Source organism: Actinomadura sp. NPDC049382, assembly GCF_040677125.1.
Taxonomy (GTDB): Bacteria; Actinomycetota; Actinomycetes; order Streptosporangiales; family Streptosporangiaceae; genus Spirillospora; species Spirillospora geliboluensis.
In genome coordinates this window covers 110,761-129,517 of the sequence record NZ_JBFARO010000005.1, presented here as the reverse complement: position 1 = coordinate 129,517, position 18,757 = coordinate 110,761, and the positions used below count along the sequence as shown (strand labels likewise).

Annotated in this window: 13 protein-coding genes; 7 read left to right on the top strand and 6 right to left on the bottom strand. The window is 74.1% G+C overall.

Going from position 1 to position 18,757, the window contains the following annotated elements:
* Nucleotides 1-25: 25 nt before the first annotated feature.
* Nucleotides 26-967, bottom strand: a complete 942-nt coding sequence (locus AB0K34_RS05415) for a DUF6177 family protein (RefSeq protein ID WP_301176440.1) — start codon at nucleotides 965-967, stop codon at nucleotides 26-28.
* A 127-nt stretch (nucleotides 968-1,094) separates the two neighbouring features.
* Between AB0K34_RS05415 and AB0K34_RS05410 the strand changes: the two genes are divergently transcribed.
* A complete protein-coding gene (locus AB0K34_RS05410) occupies nucleotides 1,095-2,546 on the top strand; it encodes an LCP family protein (RefSeq protein WP_301176439.1) in 1,452 nt (483 codons plus the stop codon).
* 160 nt (nucleotides 2,547-2,706) lie between these two features.
* Entirely contained in the window at nucleotides 2,707-3,693 is a 987-nt protein-coding gene (locus AB0K34_RS05405) for a glycosyltransferase (protein WP_364545831.1), read from the top strand.
* Between the two features lie 55 nt (nucleotides 3,694-3,748).
* On the opposite strand, the gene AB0K34_RS05400 is transcribed toward AB0K34_RS05405, so the two are convergent.
* Together AB0K34_RS05400 and AB0K34_RS05395 are read right to left on the bottom strand one after the other, a co-directional pair.
* Complete coding sequence (locus AB0K34_RS05400; RefSeq protein WP_364545829.1) at nucleotides 3,749-6,886, bottom strand: hypothetical protein; 3,138 nt, start codon at nucleotides 6,884-6,886, stop codon at nucleotides 3,749-3,751.
* 91 nt (nucleotides 6,887-6,977) lie between these two features.
* Nucleotides 6,978-8,483, bottom strand: a complete 1,506-nt coding sequence (locus AB0K34_RS05395) for a sulfatase (protein ID WP_301176436.1) — start codon at nucleotides 8,481-8,483, stop codon at nucleotides 6,978-6,980.
* Nucleotides 8,484-8,593: 110 nt separating this feature from the next.
* Between AB0K34_RS05395 and AB0K34_RS05390 the strand changes: the two genes are divergently transcribed.
* Entirely contained in the window at nucleotides 8,594-10,057 is a 1,464-nt protein-coding gene (locus AB0K34_RS05390) for a family 43 glycosylhydrolase (RefSeq protein WP_364545826.1), read from the top strand.
* Here the strand turns inward: AB0K34_RS05390 and AB0K34_RS05385 are convergent.
* Genes AB0K34_RS05385 through AB0K34_RS05375 form a run of 3 tightly spaced genes read right to left on the bottom strand, consistent with a single transcriptional unit; the run spans nucleotide 10,039 to nucleotide 13,564 of the window.
* Complete coding sequence (locus AB0K34_RS05385; protein WP_364545824.1) at nucleotides 10,039-11,013, bottom strand: glycosyltransferase; 975 nt, start codon at nucleotides 11,011-11,013, stop codon at nucleotides 10,039-10,041. The two genes, AB0K34_RS05390 and AB0K34_RS05385, sit on opposite strands and share 19 nt — an antisense overlap.
* Nucleotides 11,010-12,203, bottom strand: coding sequence for a hypothetical protein (locus AB0K34_RS05380; RefSeq protein WP_364545822.1), 1,194 nt, complete (start codon nucleotides 12,201-12,203; stop codon nucleotides 11,010-11,012). Before AB0K34_RS05380 ends, AB0K34_RS05385 begins: the two co-directional genes overlap by 4 nt.
* Before the next feature lie 8 nt (nucleotides 12,204-12,211).
* Nucleotides 12,212-13,564 carry a hypothetical protein gene (locus AB0K34_RS05375; protein WP_364545819.1) on the bottom strand — a complete coding sequence of 451 codons (1,353 nt, stop codon included), beginning with the start codon at nucleotides 13,562-13,564 and terminating at the stop codon, nucleotides 12,212-12,214.
* Nucleotides 13,565-13,749: 185 nt separating this feature from the next.
* On the opposite strand from AB0K34_RS05375, the gene glf reads away from it, so the two are divergent.
* The 4 genes from glf to AB0K34_RS05355 all read left to right on the top strand — a co-directional run bounded on the left by glf (nucleotide 13,750) and on the right by AB0K34_RS05355 (nucleotide 18,739).
* The gene (glf, locus tag AB0K34_RS05370) at nucleotides 13,750-14,919 is read left to right on the top strand and encodes a UDP-galactopyranose mutase (protein WP_364545816.1); all 1,170 of its coding nucleotides are present in this window, start codon (nucleotides 13,750-13,752) and stop codon (nucleotides 14,917-14,919) included.
* Nucleotides 14,916-17,021 (top strand): glycosyltransferase, encoded by a 2,106-nt coding sequence (locus tag AB0K34_RS05365; RefSeq protein WP_364545814.1) that lies wholly within the window; start codon nucleotides 14,916-14,918, stop codon nucleotides 17,019-17,021. Before glf ends, AB0K34_RS05365 begins: the two co-directional genes overlap by 4 nt.
* Nucleotides 17,018-17,887 carry an ABC transporter permease gene (locus AB0K34_RS05360; RefSeq protein ID WP_301176429.1) on the top strand — a complete coding sequence of 290 codons (870 nt, stop codon included), beginning with the start codon at nucleotides 17,018-17,020 and terminating at the stop codon, nucleotides 17,885-17,887. The genes AB0K34_RS05365 and AB0K34_RS05360 overlap by 4 nt, the downstream gene beginning before the upstream one ends.
* A gap of 84 nt (nucleotides 17,888-17,971) precedes the next feature.
* The gene (locus AB0K34_RS05355) at nucleotides 17,972-18,739 is read left to right on the top strand and encodes an ABC transporter ATP-binding protein (protein ID WP_364545811.1); all 768 of its coding nucleotides are present in this window, start codon (nucleotides 17,972-17,974) and stop codon (nucleotides 18,737-18,739) included.
* The last annotated feature ends 18 nt before the right edge of the window (nucleotides 18,740-18,757 follow it).

Genomic DNA, 18,757 nt, shown 5'->3' with positions numbered 1-18,757 from the left:
CCGGGCCGGATCGGCCGGGCCCGGATCAGGACGACTGGAGGTGCTGCATGAGCGCGCTGTGCCGCTGCCAGCCGTCCGGGGAGCGGCCGTCGCCGAGCGGGAAGAACGTCAGCGGGGCGCGCGGCGGCCCGACCTGCTGGCCGGGGATCCCGTTCGGGCCCGCCACGGTGCCCGCGACGGCCAGCGCGACCGGGGCGGGCGCGCCCGTCCAGCGCGGCTCGGTGGTGAGGTCGGCGCGGCCGGGGGTGAGCTGGACGAACAGCGACGCGATCGGCTGGTCGGCGGCGAGCGCGCCGACGAGCGTCGGGAGGTGCTGGAGGGGCGGCGGGTCCTGCGGGGCGTAGCCGACGGTGACGGTGCTGGTCTCGGCCACGGCGCCGCCCTCGCCGGCGCTGTAGTCGCAGATCGCCTGGGCGGGGCGGGGGCCGTCGCCGCCGACGACGAGCCGCACGCTGGAGCGTCCGCGCACGTACTCGGTGAGCCGGTCGCGCCGCCACGGGTGCTCCAGCGGCTCGGCGGGCCCGAGCCCGGCCGGGTACTTGCCGGTGAGCAGCTGCAGCAGGCGCTCGATCGTCCCGGCGAGGTCGCCCTCGGCGGCGTGCCGGATCCGGTAGACGAGGGTGAGCTGCGCGCCGATCGGCGCGGTCGGGCGGGTGGTGAACCCGGGCGCGTAGTCGCGGGCCTCGGGGACGGGCACGAACGTCCCGCCGCCCCATCTCATCGGCCGTCCGGTCAGGCCCTCGTAGTAGCCGTCGCCGTTGCGCACGATCCACTGCGCGCCGTCGCCGGACGCGGCGGTGCGCAGCGGCAGCGTCAGCCGGGATTCCAGCGGCGTGACGAGCTGCAGCGTGCGGCCGGTCTCGGCGCAGTCGGCCAGGGCCTTGTTCAGCCAGGCGCTCAGCGGCACGACCGGCCGGTCCTGGAGGACGACCATCGCTTGGTCGGTCAGCGCGTCTACGGTGCTCATCTCGTCCGGGAGTCTAGTCACCGGGAGCACCCGCCGGCCGGGCGCCCGCCGGACCCCGGGCGGTGCGGGTCCCGCAGTTTCCGGTGACGCCGGTGACGCATGTCCAATCTGTGCTGAAATGTTACGGATGCAGCGAGCCGCCGCGCCCTCCGGCGTCTACTACGCGGACAACGCCCCGACGCCACCGGAGCCGCCGGTGCGGGGGCGTCTGTGGCGCGTGCTCGGCGGCCTGTCGATCGCGCTGTCGGTCGTGCTGGTGGCCGGCAGCCTCACCGCCTACGGCTTCTGGCGGCGGCTGGACGGCCAGATCGACCGCGAGCACGTCGACGACCGGCTCGGCGCGAACCGCCCGCCCAAGCTGAACGGCTCGCTGAACATCCTGCTGATGGGGTCCGACAGCCGCGCCGGGGAGAACGCCCGCTACGGCGAGGAGGCCGGGCAGCGCTCCGACACCACGATCCTGCTGCACATCTCGCCCGGCGGAGAGAGCGCCATCGGGATCAGCTTCCCCCGCGACTCCATGGTGCGGATGCCGCCGTGCAAGAAGAAGAACGGCACCGTCGTCCCGGCCCAGTTCGGGATGATCAACGCGGCGTTCTCCAACGGCGGCCCCGCCTGCACCTGGCGGACGATCGAGTCCCTCACCAAGATCCACATCGACCACTACGTCGAGGTCGACTTCACCGGCTTCAAACGGGTCGTGGACGCGCTCGGCGGCGTCGAGATCTGCGTGCCGAAGCGCATCGACGACCCCAAGGCCGAACTGCACCTCAAGGCGGGCAAGCAGGTCGTCCAGGGCGACCAGGCGCTCGGCTACGTCCGCACCCGGTACGTCCTCGGCGACGGCTCCGACCTCGACCGGATCAAGCGGCAGCAGGCGTTCATGGCCTCCGTCGTCAAGAAGGCGACCGACAAGGGCATGCTCACCGACCCCGGGCGGACCTACGCCTTCCTCTCCGCCGCCACCAAGTCCATCAAGGCCGACGACCGGCTCACGCTCTCGGTGATGCAGAAGCTCGCGGCGAGCCTGCGCGGCATGAGCGCTGGGAAGGTCCGGTTCGTGACCGTGCCGGTGCAGGCGTACCCGCAGGACAAGAACCGCGTCCAGTTCAATCAGGCGCTGGCGGAGCCGCTCTTCCAGGCCGTCCGGGAGGACAACAAGCTCCCCGAGCCGGAGCCGACCCCGCCGCCCGCCCCGGTGGCCGCGCAGAACACGGTGCAGCCCGTCCCTCCCGCGCAGGTGAAGATCGGCGTCTACAACGCGTCCGCCACCGAGGGCCTCGCCCAGCGGACCGCCGAGCAGCTCGCCGACCGCGGCTACCAGGTCGTCAAGGTCGGCACCAGCAAGAAGAAGTACGCCCGCACCCGGATCCTGTACGGCGAGGGCGCCGAACGGCAGGCCGCGCGGGTGGCGATCGCGGTCCCCGGGCACACGCCGCGCCCCTGGCGGTCCGCCAAGCCCGGCTACGTGTACCTCCTCATCGGCGACGACGGCGCGCGGCTGCGCGGGCTCGCGCCGGCCGTGCCCAAGGTGGCCGGCGAGATCCGTGCGGACCGTGACATCTGCGCCCACACCTGATGCGGAGCCGCATCAGCGATATCTTGGCCCGCGCAAACCCTTAACCGCCTCAAAGCGTCCCTAGTAGGACGGCCTAGTTGACTCCCTCCGACCCTGGCCCGACGAGCCGCCTCCCCGCACTGGGCTCCACCGGCCGCCCGAGCTCCCCCGGAACGGACGCATGCAGCCCGAACCCTTCTCCCTGCTGATGACCGTCTATGGCGGCGACCAGGCGGAACATGTCCGGGACGCGTTCCGGAGCGCCGTCCACCTGCAGACCCTGCGGCCCGACCAGGTCGTCCTCGTCCAGGACGGCCCCGTCCCGCCCGAGCTGTCGGCGTGCCTGCGCGAACTCATGGCCGGGAGCCCCGTCAAGGTGGTGTTCGTCCCGCTGGAGCACAACCGCGGCCTCGGCCCCGCCCTGGACGCCGGCCTGCACGCCGCCTGGCACGACATCGTCGCCCGCATGGACGCCGACGACGTCGCCATGCCGCACCGCTTCCAGACCCAGGTGCCGCTCGTGCGCGCCGGAGCCGACCTCGTCGGCGCCGGCCTGCTGGAGTTCGGCACCGACATCACCGACGTCGTCGGCCGCCGCATCCCGCCGAGCGACCCCGCCGACATCGCCCGCTACTCGCGGCTCCACGACCCGTTCAACCACCCCACGGTCGTCTACCGGCGCAGCGCCGTCGTCGCCGCCGGCGGCTACGGCGACCTGCCCCTCATGGAGGACTACTGGCTGTTCGTCCGCATGATCGCGAACGGCGCCCGGATGGTGAACGTCGCCGAGCCGCTCGTCTACTACCGCGTCGGCGAGGGCGCCTACGAGCGCCGCGGCGGCACCGAGCTGCTGCGCTCCGAACTGCGGCTGCAGCGCGAGATGCTCCGCGAGGGCTTCATCTCCCAGCCGCAGTACTGGCGCAACGTCGTCGTCCGCGGCGGCTACCGCCTCGTCCCCACCGTGATCCGCAAACCGTTCTACCGCGCGGTCGTCGCCCCCTACGGCGCCCGCCGCAACCGCACCCGCGACCGCTCCGACACCGGCACCACCCCGGCCGGCGCCCTCTCCTACATCCCCCGCCACGCCCGCCGCGCCAACCAGGCCCCGCCGCCGCTCGCGACGCCGCCGCAGGAGCCGCCCGTCCCACCCGTCCCGCCCGCCCGCTGACCGCCGAGCGGAGCGCGGCGTCCGGCCCGGCCTCCCGGACCGGACGCCGGACGGGTCAGTTCGGCCGGGACCACAGGACGGGCTGGTCCCCGTTCCCGTCGGCGCTGCGGCCCACGCCCAGCAGCGTGTTCTTGAAGGTCACGAGGCCGGTGATCTGCTGGTCGCCGACACCGCCGAGGCCCGTGCCGCCGGGCGTCGCGGACTTCCAGGAGGCGCCGTCCGCGGACGTCCACGACACGACGTCCGTCGCACCCGGCCGCCCGGTCGTGCCGGTGGCGGCGAACCCCTTGGCCGTCGCGGCCAGCGCGGTGACCGTGACGGTCTCGCCGCCCGGAAGCGTGATCGGACGCCACGTCCGGCCGGCGTCGGTGGACAGGAAGCCGAACCGGTCCAGGCCCTTCGGCGTCGCGGCGATCCCCGCGACCACGACCGTGCTCTCCTTGGCGGCCACGTTCGTGAGGTGGGCCTCGGTGGCGCCGGACGGCAGCGGCAGCTGCTGCGGCGCCCACTTCTTGCCGTCGGGCGACAGCCACACCGACGGATGGTTGCCCTTGGCGTCGCGGACGCCGCCCACGGCGGCGAAGCCGAACGGGCCGGTCGTGACGTCCAGCATCCAGCGGGGGTCGTTCTTGCCGCCGGTCAGCGCCTTCGGGTCGGCCCCGGTGCCGCGCTCCCAGTTCTTGAGGTCGGACGAGAACCAGGTCACCGCCGACGTCCCCTGGGTGCCGATGACCACGTAGCCGCGCTCGCCGGCCGCCGCCGCGTACGTGACGGGCTGGCCGCTCCGGTCGGCGGCGAAGGCGGCGGCCGAGTCGGCGGCCTGCCAGCCGACGCCGTCCGCCGAGGTGACGACGAGCGGGCGGCGGGCCGCCGCCTGGTCGTAGCCGACCGCGAGCCAGCCCGACGTCCCCGCGGCGACGTCGGTCAGCTGCTGCGAGCCCGGGCGGGTGAACGCCGCGCCGAGCCCCTGCGCGGCCTTCCAGGTGCCGCCGTCCTGGGACGTCCACACGGCGGCGTCGCCGCTCGCGCTCCCGACCGCGACGGCCAGGTTCCCGGTGGCGCTGACGGAGCGGACCGAGTGGTCGGGCCGGACGGCGCCAGGGATTTTTGCGAGGTCGATCGGAACCTCGGTGCCGTTCGCGTCCCAGACGCCGAGCACCGCGTTGGTGTCGCCGCCGCCCGGCTCGCGGCCGACGAGCACCGCCTGGCCGCCCGCCGCCGCCGCGTCCAGGATCTCCCGGCCCGGCTTCGACTCGGCGGTGCCCGCGTTGCGCCAGGTCCGGCCGTCCGCGCTGCGCGCCAGCAGGGTGTCCCCGTCCCGCGCGACGACGGCGGTGAAGCCGTCGCCGTCGACGGCGATCCCGGTGGTGTTGCGGTAGCCGCCCGCGGCCAGGACGCCGGCCTTGGTCCAGGTCCTGCCGTCCTTGGAAAGGAACGCCTGCCCGGCGGGCCTGCCGGACACCGTGATCTCCCGCATCGCCGCGAACCCGGCCGCGCCGCCGCCGATCATCAGCCCGCGGCTGCCCTTCGGCACCGGCACCTCGGAGCCGGCCCAGGTCCGGCCGCCGTCCTGGGAGCGCCACACCTTCCGGTACGGGCCGGGCTTGCGGGAACTGGGCGTCACGAGCGCCTGCAGCAGGATCACGTCGCCGCTCGCGGCGGCCTCGACGAACGACACGCCGGCCTTCTCCACGCGCAGGCCGGTCTGGTCGCCGATCCGCGCCTCCCACCGGCGGCCGTCGGAGGACAGCCACATGGCGCGCTGGGCGTCGCTGAAGTCGCCCTTCCTGGAGTACTCGCCGATCGCCATGAAGCCGCTGCGGGTGCCGACGATGCGGGTCACCCGGTCGTTGGGGCCGAAGACGTCGCCGACGGCGTCGGGCTGCCGCCGCCACTCCCGGCCGTTCTCGCTGGTCCACACGGCGCCGGCGCCGCCCGCGCGGCTGCCGATCGCGACCCAGCCGCGCGGCGAGGCGCCGACCGCCTCGGGCACCCCGCCGGGCGGCGCGACGCCGCCGTCGGTGCTCTGCTGCGGGACGGACTCGAACGTCCGGCCGCCGTCCCCGGAGATCAGGAACAGGCCGCGGGCGTTCTGCGGATCGGTCTCGCCGCCGACCGCGACGACCGTCGAGCCGGACGCCGCGACACCGGTGATCTGCTGGTCGCGGCCGTCGGTGGGCGCCGCGCCGTCGACGGGGAAGACCGCCCCGGCCAGCTTGGCGTCACCGCCGCCCGCGTCCTCCTCGCCCTCGAACAGGCCGGGCACCACGAGCACCGCCGCGGCGACCAGGGCCGCGGCGGCCAGCCCCGCCCCGCCGATGAGGAGCGGCTTCTTGAGGCTCCTGCGCTGCTTGGGCGCGCTCTGCCCCGTCCGCCACGGTTCGTCGATCACCGGTGGCGGCGGCGCCGGGCGGCCGGCGTCCTGCGCGGCCGGGCCCGGGCCGGGGATCTGCTGCGCCCAGGGGAACGGCTCCGCGGCCGGGGGAGCGCTCTGCGCGCCCGGGACCTCCTGCGCGTACGGGAAGGGCTCGGGTGCGGGAGGCGCCGGGGCGCCGGGCACCTCCTGCGCGTACGGGAACGGCTCCGGGGCCGGACGCGGCGGGGCGCTCGGGATCTCCTGCGCGAACGGGAACGGCTCGTGGGCCGGCGGGCTCTGCGAAGGCGGAGGCTGCACGGCGGGGGGCTGCGCGGGAGGGGGCTGCACGGCCGGAGGCTGCGCGGCGGGGGGACGCGGAGCCGGGACCGGCGCGGGCGGTGCGGGCGGTGCCGGCGGCTGCTGCGCGTACGGGAACGGCGGCGGCCCGGGAATGTCGGTGGACGTGGCCGGCGCCGGAGCCACGGGGGCCGCGGGCGCGGGCTTCGCCTCGTTCTCCTGCTCGAACCTGAACTCCAGGACGGTGCGGTCGGCCACCCCGGTCTCGGGGGCTTGCGCCTCCTCGGCGGCGGGCGGTTCCGCCTCAGCCTCCGCGGGCTGTGCCGTCTCCGCAGGAGGTGCCGTCTCCGCGGGCGGTGCCGCCTCGGCAGGGGGTTCCGGGGGCAGGGCCTTCGCCGGTCCGCCGTCGCCGGGGAGCAGCGGCCCGGAGGGACCGCCCTGGCCGTCCAGCCAACGCGGGGGCGGCGGGACCTGAGCGGGCTGCCCGGGGTCGGGACGCTCCGCCTCGTGGTCGTCGTCCGGATTTCCGGTTGGAGTCACGCCGGCTCTCCCCGTATCTGCTCACCCTGAACGTCGCGCTGCGTCGCCGCAGTCGTCAGCGATGATAGCGGCGCATAAGGGACGGAAGTCCTCACCGGCTCCGGCCGGCGGCGGTGCACTTCGCCCCCGCGCAGTGCGTCAGCGCGTACAGCAGGTCGGACAGGTGCCGCCGCCGCTGCTCCGGGAGCGTCCCCGCGATGTTGTTCAGCTCGTGCGGGTCCCGGGTGCGGTCGTAGTACTCCCGCTCGCCGGCCGCGTACTCCACGTAGAGCATGTCGTTCGTGCGGAGCGCGTTGTAGGTCGTCGGCGCGCCGGGCGCGGAGTCCTGCCGGTCGGGGTCCTCCGCGGACGGCGGCGGCTTGACGTGCTCGATGAGCGCCGTCTCGCGCCAGTCCGGCGGCGTGCCGCCGCGCAGGAACGGCACGAGCGACCGGCCGTCGACGGCGGGCGAGGGACGCGCTCCGGCCAGTTCCTGGAAGGTGGGGGAGAGGTCGGTGTTCTGAGCGATCTGCGGGACGGTGCGGCCGGCCGGGACGCCCGGCCCGGTGAAGACGAACGGCACCCGGATGTCGGTGTCGAACGCGGTCATCTTGCCGCCGGCGAGCCGGTGCTCGCCCATGTGGAAGCCGTTGTCGGAGCCGAACACCACGTAGGTCTCGCGGTCGATGCCCAGTTCCTTCAGCGTTGTTCGGATTCGGCCGATCATCTCGTCCACCGCCTGGACCATCCGGACGCGGTCGCGGAAGCCCGCGTCGATCCCGTTGAGTCCGGGCTTGCGCAGCGGAGCGTGCGACCGCAGCCAGGACGGCTTGTCGCGCACGTCCGCCTCGTTGAAGGACGGCGACCGCGGCGCCCGCAGGTCGGCGAACATCCCCGCGTGCCGAGGCGCCGGAATGAACGGCCCGTGCGGCGCGAACGTGGACACCTCGATGAAGAACGGCTTGTCCGAGCCCTGGGACCGCTTGATGAAGTCCACGCCCTTGCCCGCGAGGACGTCGGTCAGGTAGTCCTGCGGCGCGGAACCGTAGTGGACGAGCCGGCCGTTCTCGTTCAGGTTGTAGTTGTACTCGGGGTAGCCGTTGCCGTTGACGTACCACTCGGTCCAGCCCGGCGGCACGTACGGCGTCGTCCCGCCCTGCTTCATGCTCGGCAGGTAGCCGTTCATGTACTTGCCGAGCAGGGCGGTGCGGTACCCGGCCTTCTGGAGGGCCGGGGCGAACGACATCTGCTCGCCGCCGTTCCGCTTGAACACCTCGAAGCCGCCGTCGGGCGGGAAGTTCGTCCGGACCCGGGTGTTGTGCGGGTACTGGCCGGTGAAGATCGTGGCGCGGGACGTGCAGCACAGCGAGTCCGCCACGATGAAGTTGTCGAACGTCAGCCCCTCCCGCTGCATCCGGAGCACCTGCGGCATGTGCGCGACGAGGTTCCAGGAGAGGTCGTCGGTGAGGACGAAGACGATGTTGGGCTTGCGCGCCCCCTGCCCCGCCTTCGCGTCCCCGCCGGTCTTCGCGTCGCCGCCGGGCTGGAGGAAGCACCCGCCGAGGGCGAGGACGGCGATCAGGCACAGGACGGCGGCCGCCCCCCGGTGTCGGATCAACGTCTTCCCCTCCACGATGCGGTCGCCGGGCAAGCGTAACGATTCGGACGCCGTTCCGCGCGTCCGGGCGGTTCGCCGCACCTGCGCCTTGTTGGCATGATGCCGGTGAGATGAGGAGACCGGGCGGGGATCCGCGGGCGCTCGCGCCGCTGGTGCCGCTGGTCGCGGGGGCCGCGATCAGCGGTGTGATCGCGCTGGTCGTCCTGCTGGCCGTCTCCTGCCTGCCCTCCTCCGGCGGGACCTCGCCGGGGCCGGCGCGCGGCTCCGCGCGGCCGCCGCTGCCGAGCCCCGCCGGCTCCCCGGTACCGCTCGACCCGCCCGGTTACTCGCCGGTCAAGCCGGTGATCGACGGCTCGTTCGCCGACCCCACCGTGATCAAGGCCGCGGGGACGTACTTCGCCTACGGCACCAACAACGCGGACGCGGCGGTGCCCGTCGCGACGGCGCCGTCCCCGACCGGGCCCTGGCGGACGTCCGGCGACGCCCTCGCCCGGCTGCCGGCCTGGGCCGCCGAGGGCTGGACCTGGGCGCCCGAGGTCGTCCCGCCGCAGCACGGGTCCGGCCCCTACATCCTGTACTTCTCGGCCCGCCGCAAGGGCGGCGACGCGCAGTGCGTCGGCGTGGCCACGGCCACCGCGCCCGCCGGCCCGTTCGTCCCGGTGGAGGGCGGGCCGCTGGTCTGCCCGCTGGACCTCGGCGGCGCCATCGACCCGGCGTCCTACATCGAGACGGACGGGACGCGCTACCTGCTCTACAAGACCGACGCCCGGGCCACGGCGTCGATCTACCTGGTCAAGCTGAGCCCGGACGGGCTGCGCCGCGCGGCCGAGCCGAAGAAGATCATGGCGCGGGCGCCGGACGAGCCGGTCCTGGTGGAGGCGCCCGACCTCGTCCGGCGCGGGAACCAGTACGTGCTGCTCTACTCGGCGGGCTGGTACTTCCAGTCGAACTACCAGACCCGCTACGCGGTGGCGCCGTCGATCGAGGGGCCGTACCGCAAGGCAGGGCCGATCCAGTCGACCGGGCAGTACGGCGGCGCGGTGCAGGGCCCGGGGAGCGCGGACGTCCTCACCGACGAGACCGGCGACTACCTGGTCTTCCACGGCATCCTCGACTACCACGGCGGCTCCCGCGTCACCCGCGGCATGTACGTCGCCCGCCTCGGCTGGGACGGCGCCCGCCCCGCCGTCCGCGGCGTCCCCGCCCGTTTCGAGGCGGAGCGCGGCCGGCTGAACGGCTGCGCGCCCGCGGCGGCCCGGCCGGGCGCGTCCGGCGGCGTGGCGGTCGGGCCGCTCGTCCGCGCCGACTGCCGGATGGACGTGCCGGTCTTCGCGCCGGTCGCCGGGAAGTACGCGGTCCGGACGCAGTACGCGAACCCCGCGGGGGCCGACGCCGAGATGGAGTTCGCGGTCAACGGGTACGCCGCGACGTCCGTCCGGCTGCGCGCGACACGGGGCTTCGCCTGGACGTCGGTGACGGCGCAGGTCGAGCTGGCCGCCGGATGGAACACGGTGGGTCTGCGCCCGCTCGGCGGCCCGGGCCAGGGACAGGTCGACTACGTCGAGGTGCGGTAGGGGTCCGGCGGGACCTCGACCCCGACCTCCCGGAGGACCGCCGCCGTGGGACGCGGGCGCCCGGTCAGGCCGTCCCTGAGGCCGCGGGCCAGCGCGCGGCGCAGCACCGGCCGGTCCCGGGAGCCCGCGAAGGTGCGGGACCAGCGGCGCAGCGTCGACCCCGCGTACAGGACGCGTTCCGCCGGCGCCAGCCCCCGGCTGCCGGTGAACAGCCAGATCTTGTTGCGGACCTCGTAGTAGAAGCGGTCGCCGGGATCGGCGTCCGCGCCCCCGAACCGCTCCGTGCGGTGGACGGCGACGCTGCGCGGGCAGAGCAGCCCGCGGCGGCCGCGCAGCAGCCGCGTCGTGAACTCGAAGTCGTCGTTCCACAGGAAGTAGTCGGCGACCGGCAGCCCGCGCTCCCGGACCGCGGCGGCGTCCACGAGCACGGACACGAAGGACGCGGAGCGGATCGGCACGCATCCCGCCGCGCCGGCGAGCCGCGATTCGGCGGCCGTCGCGCGGGGCTTCGGGCGGGGCGTGTTCATGGGGTGGGGGCGGCCGTCGGTCCACACGACCCGGCTGGCCACCAGCGCGGGCGGGCCGTCCGCACCGGCCGAGGCCCGCTCGCGCGCGGCGAGCAGCTCGGCGAGGGCGGGCGGCTCGGGGACGGTGTCGTCGTCCATCAGCCAGAGCAGGTCCGCGCCGCCGCTCAGCGCCCGGGCGATCCCGGCGCCGAAGCCGCCGGCCCCGCCCACGTTGCGGGGCAGCGACAGCAGGTCCGCTTCCGGGAAGCGGCCGGCGACCATCGCGGCGGTGCCGTCCGCCGAGGCGTTGTCCACCACGATGGTGCGGTCGGGGGGACGCGTCTGGGCGGCGAGCGCGGCCAGTGCCTCGGCCAGGAGGTCGCACCGGTTGTAGGTGACGACCACGGCGGTCACGGCCGTGTCCGCCTCCGGCTCACCCCCGCCGCTCATCGGCCGCGCCGGCGGGCGGCCCGGCGCGCGGCGCGCCGCAGCGCCGGGGACGGGTCCGCGGCGGCCTCCATGAGCTCGCGCACGTTCTCCCGGATGCCGGCCAGCTCGCCGTGCAGGTGGGCGAGGCCGACGCGCTCCCGCGTCATCGACAGCTCCTCCATCAGGTGCGCCACGACCTCGACGGACGCGGTCGCGATCAGCTCGTCGGGCACCTCGTCCGGGACGAGCCCGGCCGCGGGGGCCGGGGCGTCCGTGAGCTCGGCGAGGTCGCCGACCACGTCGTAGCCGGACGCGCGCAGCGACGCGGCCGTCTCCCGTGTCCGCGCCGCCGCCCACTCGGCGTGCCGGGCGGGCAGGCCCATCGGCGCCCGGTCCGCCGCCGCGCCCCCAGCACCGTTCTCGCCGAGGAAGTACGCGCGGACGACGCGCTCGTAGTCCTCGCCCAGCGCGGGGCCGATCCGCTCGTTCAACCGGCGCAGCAGCTCGGCCTCCACCGCCGTGAGCGGCTCGTCCGCCGGTATCCCTCCGGTGTCGCACACGCCCGCGCCGATCCCGGTCGCGGCGCGGAACCGGTCCCACAGCACGGCGGAGCCGCCGCCGGGCGCGGGCAGCGTGAGCACGTGGATCCGTTCCTTCGGCACGGCGGACTCCCAGGCGGCCAGCACCCGCACCGGGTCGTGCAGCCCCCAGAACATCGCGCCGTACGGTTCGGGCGCCTCGATGCCGAGCGCGACGAGGTCGTCGGCGAACCGCCCGAACGGGACCGTGTGGGCGTGCCGGATCTGCTCCTGCCAGTCGAGGACGAGCTGCCAGCCCAGGCCGCGCGTGGCGAACACCACATGGACGTCGGCCGGCTCCAGCGCGGCCACGGCGCGCTTCACCTGCTCCTCGGTCGCGCCGGCGAGCAGCCCCTGGGAGAACACGACCGCCGGGCCGTCCCAGTCGCGCGCCCGCTCCGCGACCCGCGTCCAGGCACCGTCCCAGGCCGGGTCGCGACGGCCGCCCCAGCTCATCTCGCGCAGGTCCATCACGGCCCCGAAATGCTCCTGCGGCCCGGCGACGGGGTAGCACACGCCGGCGTCGGCGAGCCGCCGCCGGTTGTCCCACAGCACCCGGTGCAGGTACGCCGTGCCCGCGGTGGGCGCACCGACGTGCAGGTAGACGGACTTGCCGGACCTCCGCTCGCTCACCAGCGCGCTCACCTCGTCGTTCTCGTCTCGGCATCGGACGGCGCCGCCGCGCCCCGCCACCGAGGGTAGGCGCCGCGGAGGCGGCGGACGGCCGGGTAGCGGTCCCCGGCGGCCCGGGCGGCGCGCGCGGCGAACGGCGCGGCGTCCCGGGCCATCCGGGCGGTCTCCTCCGCCAGTGCGGCGGCGTCCCGCCGCAGCGGCCCGATCCGGTCGCGGACCGGCATCTCGGCGCCGGGGACGGAGGCCGCGTGCTCGTGCCGCTCCCGGACGCGGGCGAGCAGCGCCGCGACCGCGTCGACGCCCACGTCCGCCATCTCCGCCCAGCGCGGCTCGTCGGGGTCGGGCGCGGGAGGCGTCCCGAGCGCGGGGCCGGACGCGGCCATCGGCATCAGCTCGTACAGGTCGCCGACCACGTGGTAGCCGGCCGCGCGCAGCCCCTCGGCCATCTCGACCGCCCGCTCGGTCGCCCACGGCAGGTGCTCGGCGGGCAGCTCGATCCGGACCGGGGCCGGCCGTCCCGCCAGCACGTGCTGCGCGAGGAAGAGCTTGACCTCGTCGTTGTAGGCGTGCCAGCCGATCCGCTCGCCGAGCGCCGCGTTGAGGCGGAGCAGGAACTGGGTCTCCGTCAGCCCGAGCGACGGGTTGGCGAACGTGCCGGAGAGGTCGTACTCGTCCGGGGCGAGGCCGGTGGCCGCGCAGAAGCGCCGCCACAGCAGGTCACGGGGCGCGCCGGGCGGGGGCAGCGTGACGACATGGACGCGTTCCGGCGGCAGGCCCGCGCCCCAGCGCCGGAGGACCGCGACCGGGTCCTGGAGCCCCCAGAACAGCCGGGCGCTCTCGAACGTCCGCCAGCTGCGCCGCCGGAGGGCGGCCACGAACTCGGTGAACGAGGTGGTGAACCGGTTCTTGACGTCCTCCTGCCAGTGCGCGGGGATCTGCCGGCCGAGGTCGCGGGCGGTGAAGACGAGGTGGACATCGGCGAAACCGAGGTCCGCCATGGCCCGCCGGACGTCCGCGGGGCTCGCCGGGGCGAACAGCTCCTGGGAGATGACCGCGTTCCCGGGCCAGGCGCGGACCTCGTCCACCAGGTCGCGCCAGGCATCGCGCGTCCACGGGTCGGACGCCTCGGGGAAGAACGTCCGGCGCAGGTCGAAAGCGGCTCTGACCTGGGCGGAGAAATCGGCGCCCGGAAAGAGGACGCCGTGCTCGCGCAGCCGGCCGCGGTTCTGCCACAGCACGTCCTGCAGGAACGAGGTGCCGCTCTTCGCCGCTCCGACGTGCAGGTAGACCGCCCGGCGCGGGCCGCCCGCCGTACCGCCCGCGGTACCGCCTTCCGTACCGCCCGGAGTGGGTGCGACCACCGCGATCCTTGGGGAGCCCTGCCTTGGTGCCGATGAAATCCCCGGTATCTTAGCCGCAATCCGTACGTATGGACCGGCCGGTACCGTGGCGCGGCCGAGTCCTCCGCTCCCCCCGCACGGGATGGACACCCCCTGTGATGGACACTGCCTCGTGATGGACACCGCCCTGTGATGGACGCCGCCCTGTGAACGTCGACCTCGTGGTGGCCGGTTCCGGGTTCTTCGGGCTCACGGTCGCCGAACGGTGCGCGGCCGGGCTCGGGCTGCGCGTGCTCGTCCTCGACCGGCGCGGCCACATCGGCGGGAACGCCTACAGCGAGGCCGAGCCGGAGACCGGCATCGAGATCCACCGGTACGGCGCGCACCTGTTCCACACGTCCAACGAACGGGTGTGGGAGTACGCGAACCGGTTCACCGCCTTCACCGGCTACCGGCACCACGTGTACTCCACGTTCAGGGGCAAGGTCTACCCGATGCCGATCAACCTCGGCACGATCTGCGCGTTCTTCGGCCGGGCCTTCAGCCCCGACGAGGCGCGGGCGCTGATCGCCCGGCAGGCCGCGGAGGTGACCGACCCGGCCAACCTGGAGGAGAAGGCGATCTCCCTGATCGGGCGCCCGCTGTACGAGGCGCTCATCCGCGGCTACACGGCCAAGCAGTGGCAGACCGACCCCCGCGACCTGCCCGCGGAGATCATCACGCGGCTGCCCGTCCGGTACACCTTCGACAACCGCTACTTCAACGACGTCCACGAGGGCCTGCCGGTCGACGGCTACACGGCCTGGCTGGAGCGGATGGCCGACCATCCGCGCATCGAGGTCCGGCTCGACACCGACTTCCTCGACCTGCGCGGCGACGCGGTCGGCAACGTGCCGGTCGTCTACACCGGGCCGCTGGACCGCTACTTCGACTACGCCGAAGGCGAGCTCGGCTGGCGGACGCTGGACTTCGAGACGCGGGTCGAGCCCACCGGCGACTTCCAGGGCACCCCGGTCATGAACTACGCCGACGAGGACGTCCCCTACACCCGGATCCACGAGTTCCGGCACTTCCACCCCGAGCGCGCGGACTACCCGCCCGACAAGACGGTGATCATGCGGGAGTACTCGCGGGCGGCCGCGCGCGGCGACGAGCCGTACTACCCCGTCGACACCGCGGCCGACCGGGCCCGGCTGCTCGCCTACCGCGAGCTGGCCAAGGGGGAGCCGGGCGTGCTGTTCGGCGGGCGGCTCGGCACCTACAAGTACCTGGACATGCACATGGCCATCGCCGCGGCGCTCAGCATGGTCGACAACAAACTGCGCCCCCATTTCGAGGACGGGGCGCGTCTCAAGAGCGGAGGTAGGGCCGAATGAGCGCACCCGCCGAGACCGCCGGCCGCGACGCCGGGGCGGCGCCCGCGGACCTGCGCGTCCTGCAGCGCGTCGTGATGCCCGTCGACCGCGACCTCGACGTCCTCAAGCTGTACGTCGAGGGCGAGATCGCCAGGGGCGCCGAGGCGCTCGCCGCCGAGGCCGCGGTCGAGGCCGGCGTCCTGGCCGGCCTCGCCGACAGCGTGGGCCGGCGCAGCGTGGTGGTGCCGGTCGGGCGGCGGGTGTCGTTCGCCACCTACTTCAACGCGTTCCCCGCCGGCTACTGGCGGCGCTGGACGTCGGTGGAGGAGGTGGTCCTGCGCGTCCGCGTCCGCGGCCAGGCGACCGTGATCGTCTACCGGTCCAGCGCCAAGGGGCACATCCAGCGCGTCGACTCCGTGCGCGTCGACTCGGAGACCTCGCGCGAGGAGTCGTTCCGGCTGCCGCTCCGGCCGTTCATCGACGGCGGCTGGTACTGGATGGACGTCCTGGCCGGCGAGGGCGACGCGGTATTGGAACGCGCCGACTGGTGCGCGGTGCGGGACCCGGCGAAGAACGTCCGGCAGGGCCGGGTCAGCCTGGGCATCACCACGTTCAACCGCCCCGGCTTCTGCGTGGCCCAGCTCCTCGCGCTGGCCGACGCCCCCGAGGTCCTCGGCGTGGTGGACGCCGTCTACGTCGTCGACCAGGGCACCGAACGCGTCCGCGACGACGCGGACTTCGCGCGGGCCGCCGCGGCGCTCGGCGACACGCTGCGCGTCATCGAGCAGGGGAACCTCGGCGGGTCCGGCGGGTTCTCCCGGGCCATGGACGAGACGGTCAGGGCGGGTGCGAGCGACTACGTCCTGCTCCTCGACGACGACGTGGTCACCGAGACCGAGGGCATCCTGCGCGGCGTCGCGTTCGCCGACTTCGCCCGCACGCCGACGATCGTCGGCGGGCACATGTTCAACCTGTTCGTCCGCTCGCAGCTGCACGCCTACGGCGAGACCATCGGGCGGTACCGCTGGTGGTGGGAGGAGGCCCCGCACACCAGGCGCGAGCACGACTTCGCGCTTCCGGCGAGCCCGGCCGCCTCCCCGGACGCGCACCCGAAGCAGCAGGCGCGGCCCAGCACCGGGAGCCTGCGCAAGACCAAGTGGCTGCACCGGCGCGTGGACGTCGACTACAACGGCTGGTGGATGTGCCTGATCCCCGTCGACGTCGTGCGCAAGGTCGGCCTGTCCATGCCGATGTTCATCAAGTGGGACGACGCCGAGTACTGCGTCCGCGCGGGCGAGGCGGGCTTCCCGACCGTGAGCCTGCCCGGCATGGCCGCGTGGCACGTCCCCTGGCAGGACAAGGACGACGGCATCGACTGGCAGGCGTACTTCCACGAGCGCAACCGGCTGGTCACCGCGCTGATGCACTCGCCCTACGAGCGCGGCGGCAACCTCGTCAAGGAGAGCTTCATCATCTCGGTGAAGCACGCGCTCGCCATGCAGTACTCCACCGCCGAGCTGATGCTGTCGGCGATCGAGGACGTGCTGAGCGGCCCGGAGCACATGCACGCCGGGATCGCCACCAAGCTGCCCGAGATCATGCGGTTCCGGGCGAACTTCCCGGACGCGCGGAACCGGGCCAGCCACGAGGAGTTCCCGCGGGTGCGGCGGAGCCGGCCGCCCAAGCGGGGACGCGGGTTCAAACCCCCGCGCGGCACGGTGAACGTGCTGGCGAGCGCGATGCTCGGCACCGTCAAGCAGCTGCGCCCGGTGGACCCGGCGGCGCGCGGCAACCCGCAGCTCGCCGTGCCGCACATCGACCGGCACTGGAGCCTGCTGGCGCAGGTCGACAGCGCGCTGGTCTCCTCCGCCGACGGCACCAAGGTGGCCTGGTACCAGCGCGACCCGGAGCGGTTCCGGCGGCTGCTCGCGCGGACGTCGCTGCTTCACGCGCGGCTCACCCGGGAGTGGCCCGAGCTGAGCCGGCGCTACCGGGCGGCGATGGCCGAGATCGCCTCGCCGGAGGCATGGCGCGCCACGTTCGAGGCGGCGAGCCCCGGCCAGGATGACGCGGGCGCCGCTCCCGGCGGCTCCGGCGGCGGTCCCGGGGACGGGCCGGGATGACCGTCACGCCGATCCGCGAGGACACCGGCCTGCGCACACCCGGAGAGGACGGCGGGCTCCGCCGGACGTTCCGCAACAAGTACCTGCTGCGCCTCCTCGTCCGCCGCGAGCTGCGCGCACGCTACAAGGGGTCGCTGCTCGGGCTCGGCTGGTCCTACGTGCGGCCGGCCGTGCACTTCGCCGTGTACTTCTACGTCATCGGCGTCTTCCTCGGCATGGACCGGCAGATCGACGACTTCCCGGTCTACCTGTTCGCGGGCATGGTGCTGATCAATCTGTTCACCGAGATGCTGCACTCGGGCACCCGGTCGGTCACCGGCAACGCGCCGCTCGTCCGGAAGGTGTTCCTGCCCCGGGAACTGTTCCCGACGGCGTCGGCGCTGGTCTCGCTGGTCCACTTCCTGCCCGGCATGCTGATCCTGCTCGGCGGGGCCCTCGCGGCCGGCTGGCGGCCCTCGCTCGCGGGCCTCGGCGCGGCCGTCCTCGGGTTCACGATCATCATCGTCCTCGGGTTCGGCATCGCGCTGCTGTGCGCCGCGGTGAACGTCTTCTTCCGCGACCTGGAGCAGGTCGTCGACATCCTGATGATCGTCATCACCTGGTCAGTGCCGATGATCTACCCGTGGACGCACGTCCGGACCCACGCGCCCGGCTGGGTGCTGGACGTCTACCTCGCCAACCCGCTCGTCAGCGCGGTGTCGCTGTTCCAGCGGGCCTTCTGGTATCCGGGGCAGGGCGGCGGCTTCGCGTTCCCGCCGGACCTGTACGCCCGCGCGGGCATGTCCCTCGCCGTGAGCCTGCTGGTGTTCGTCGCGGGGCACGCGGCGTTCGCCCGCATGCAGACGCGTTTCGCGCAGGAGCTCTAGCCGATGCCCTCTCCCGCCACGCCCCCACCTCCACCCTCATCCACGCCACCCACGCCGTCCAAGCCGTCCATCGTCATCGATCGCGTGACGAAGAACTTCACGCTGCGGCACGCGCGGTCGATCAAGGAGATGAGCGTCCGCGCGCTGCGCCGCCAGCGGCTGTCGGACCGCTTCCGCGCGCTGGACGAGGTGAGCCTCACCATCGACCAGGGCGAGACCGTCGCCCTCATGGGGCTGAACGGGTCGGGGAAGAGCACCCTGCTCAAGCTCATCTCGGGGGTCATGCGGCCGGACGAGGGGTCGGTGCGCGTCCGCGGGCGCGTCGCCGGGCTGATCGACGTGGGCGCCGGGCTGCATCCCGAGCTGACCGGCCGGGAGAACGTGTACCTGAACGGGGCGATCCTCGGCATGTCCCGGGAGGAGATCGCCCGGAAGTTCGACGCGATCGTCGAGTTCTCCGGCGTCGAGCGGTTCCTGGACGACCAGGTGAAGTTCTACTCGTCCGGCATGTTCATGCGGCTGGCGTTCTCGATCGCGGCGCACACCGAGCCGGACGTGTTCCTGATCGACGAGGTGCTGGCCGTCGGCGACCCGCCGTTCCGGGAGAAGTGCCTGGAGCGCATCCGGGAGCTGCGCGGCGAGGGCCGCACCATGGTCGTCGTCGCGCACGACATCAAGATGCTCGTCGACCTCTGCGACCGCGGCATCACGATGCGGCAGGGCCGGCTGATCTTCGACGGGGCGACCGAGGAGGCGGGCCGGCTGGTCCGCGAAGACCGCGCTGCCCGCCGGGCCGCCGCCGCGGCGGCCGCGGCCAGAACTTCCACCACAGCGGGAGATACCGGTGGATAAGGTATCCCGAGCCGCGGC

Bases quoted from the DNA above. Each gene is read 5' to 3' on its own strand.
- AB0K34_RS05415 (WP_301176440.1), bottom strand. From the start codon at position 967: ATGAGCACCGTAGACGCGCTGACCGACCAAGCGATGGTCGTCCTCCAG.
- AB0K34_RS05360 (WP_301176429.1), top strand. From the start codon at position 17,018: ATGACCGTCACGCCGATCCGCGAGGACACCGGCCTGCGCACACCCGGA.
- AB0K34_RS05385 (WP_364545824.1), bottom strand. From the start codon at position 11,013: ATGAGCGGCGGGGGTGAGCCGGAGGCGGACACGGCCGTGACCGCCGTG.
- AB0K34_RS05365 (WP_364545814.1), top strand. From the start codon at position 14,916: ATGAGCGCACCCGCCGAGACCGCCGGCCGCGACGCCGGGGCGGCGCCC.
- AB0K34_RS05390 (WP_364545826.1), top strand. From the start codon at position 8,594: ATGAGGAGACCGGGCGGGGATCCGCGGGCGCTCGCGCCGCTGGTGCCG.
- AB0K34_RS05410 (WP_301176439.1), top strand. From the start codon at position 1,095: ATGCAGCGAGCCGCCGCGCCCTCCGGCGTCTACTACGCGGACAACGCC.
- AB0K34_RS05405 (WP_364545831.1), top strand. From the start codon at position 2,707: ATGCAGCCCGAACCCTTCTCCCTGCTGATGACCGTCTATGGCGGCGAC.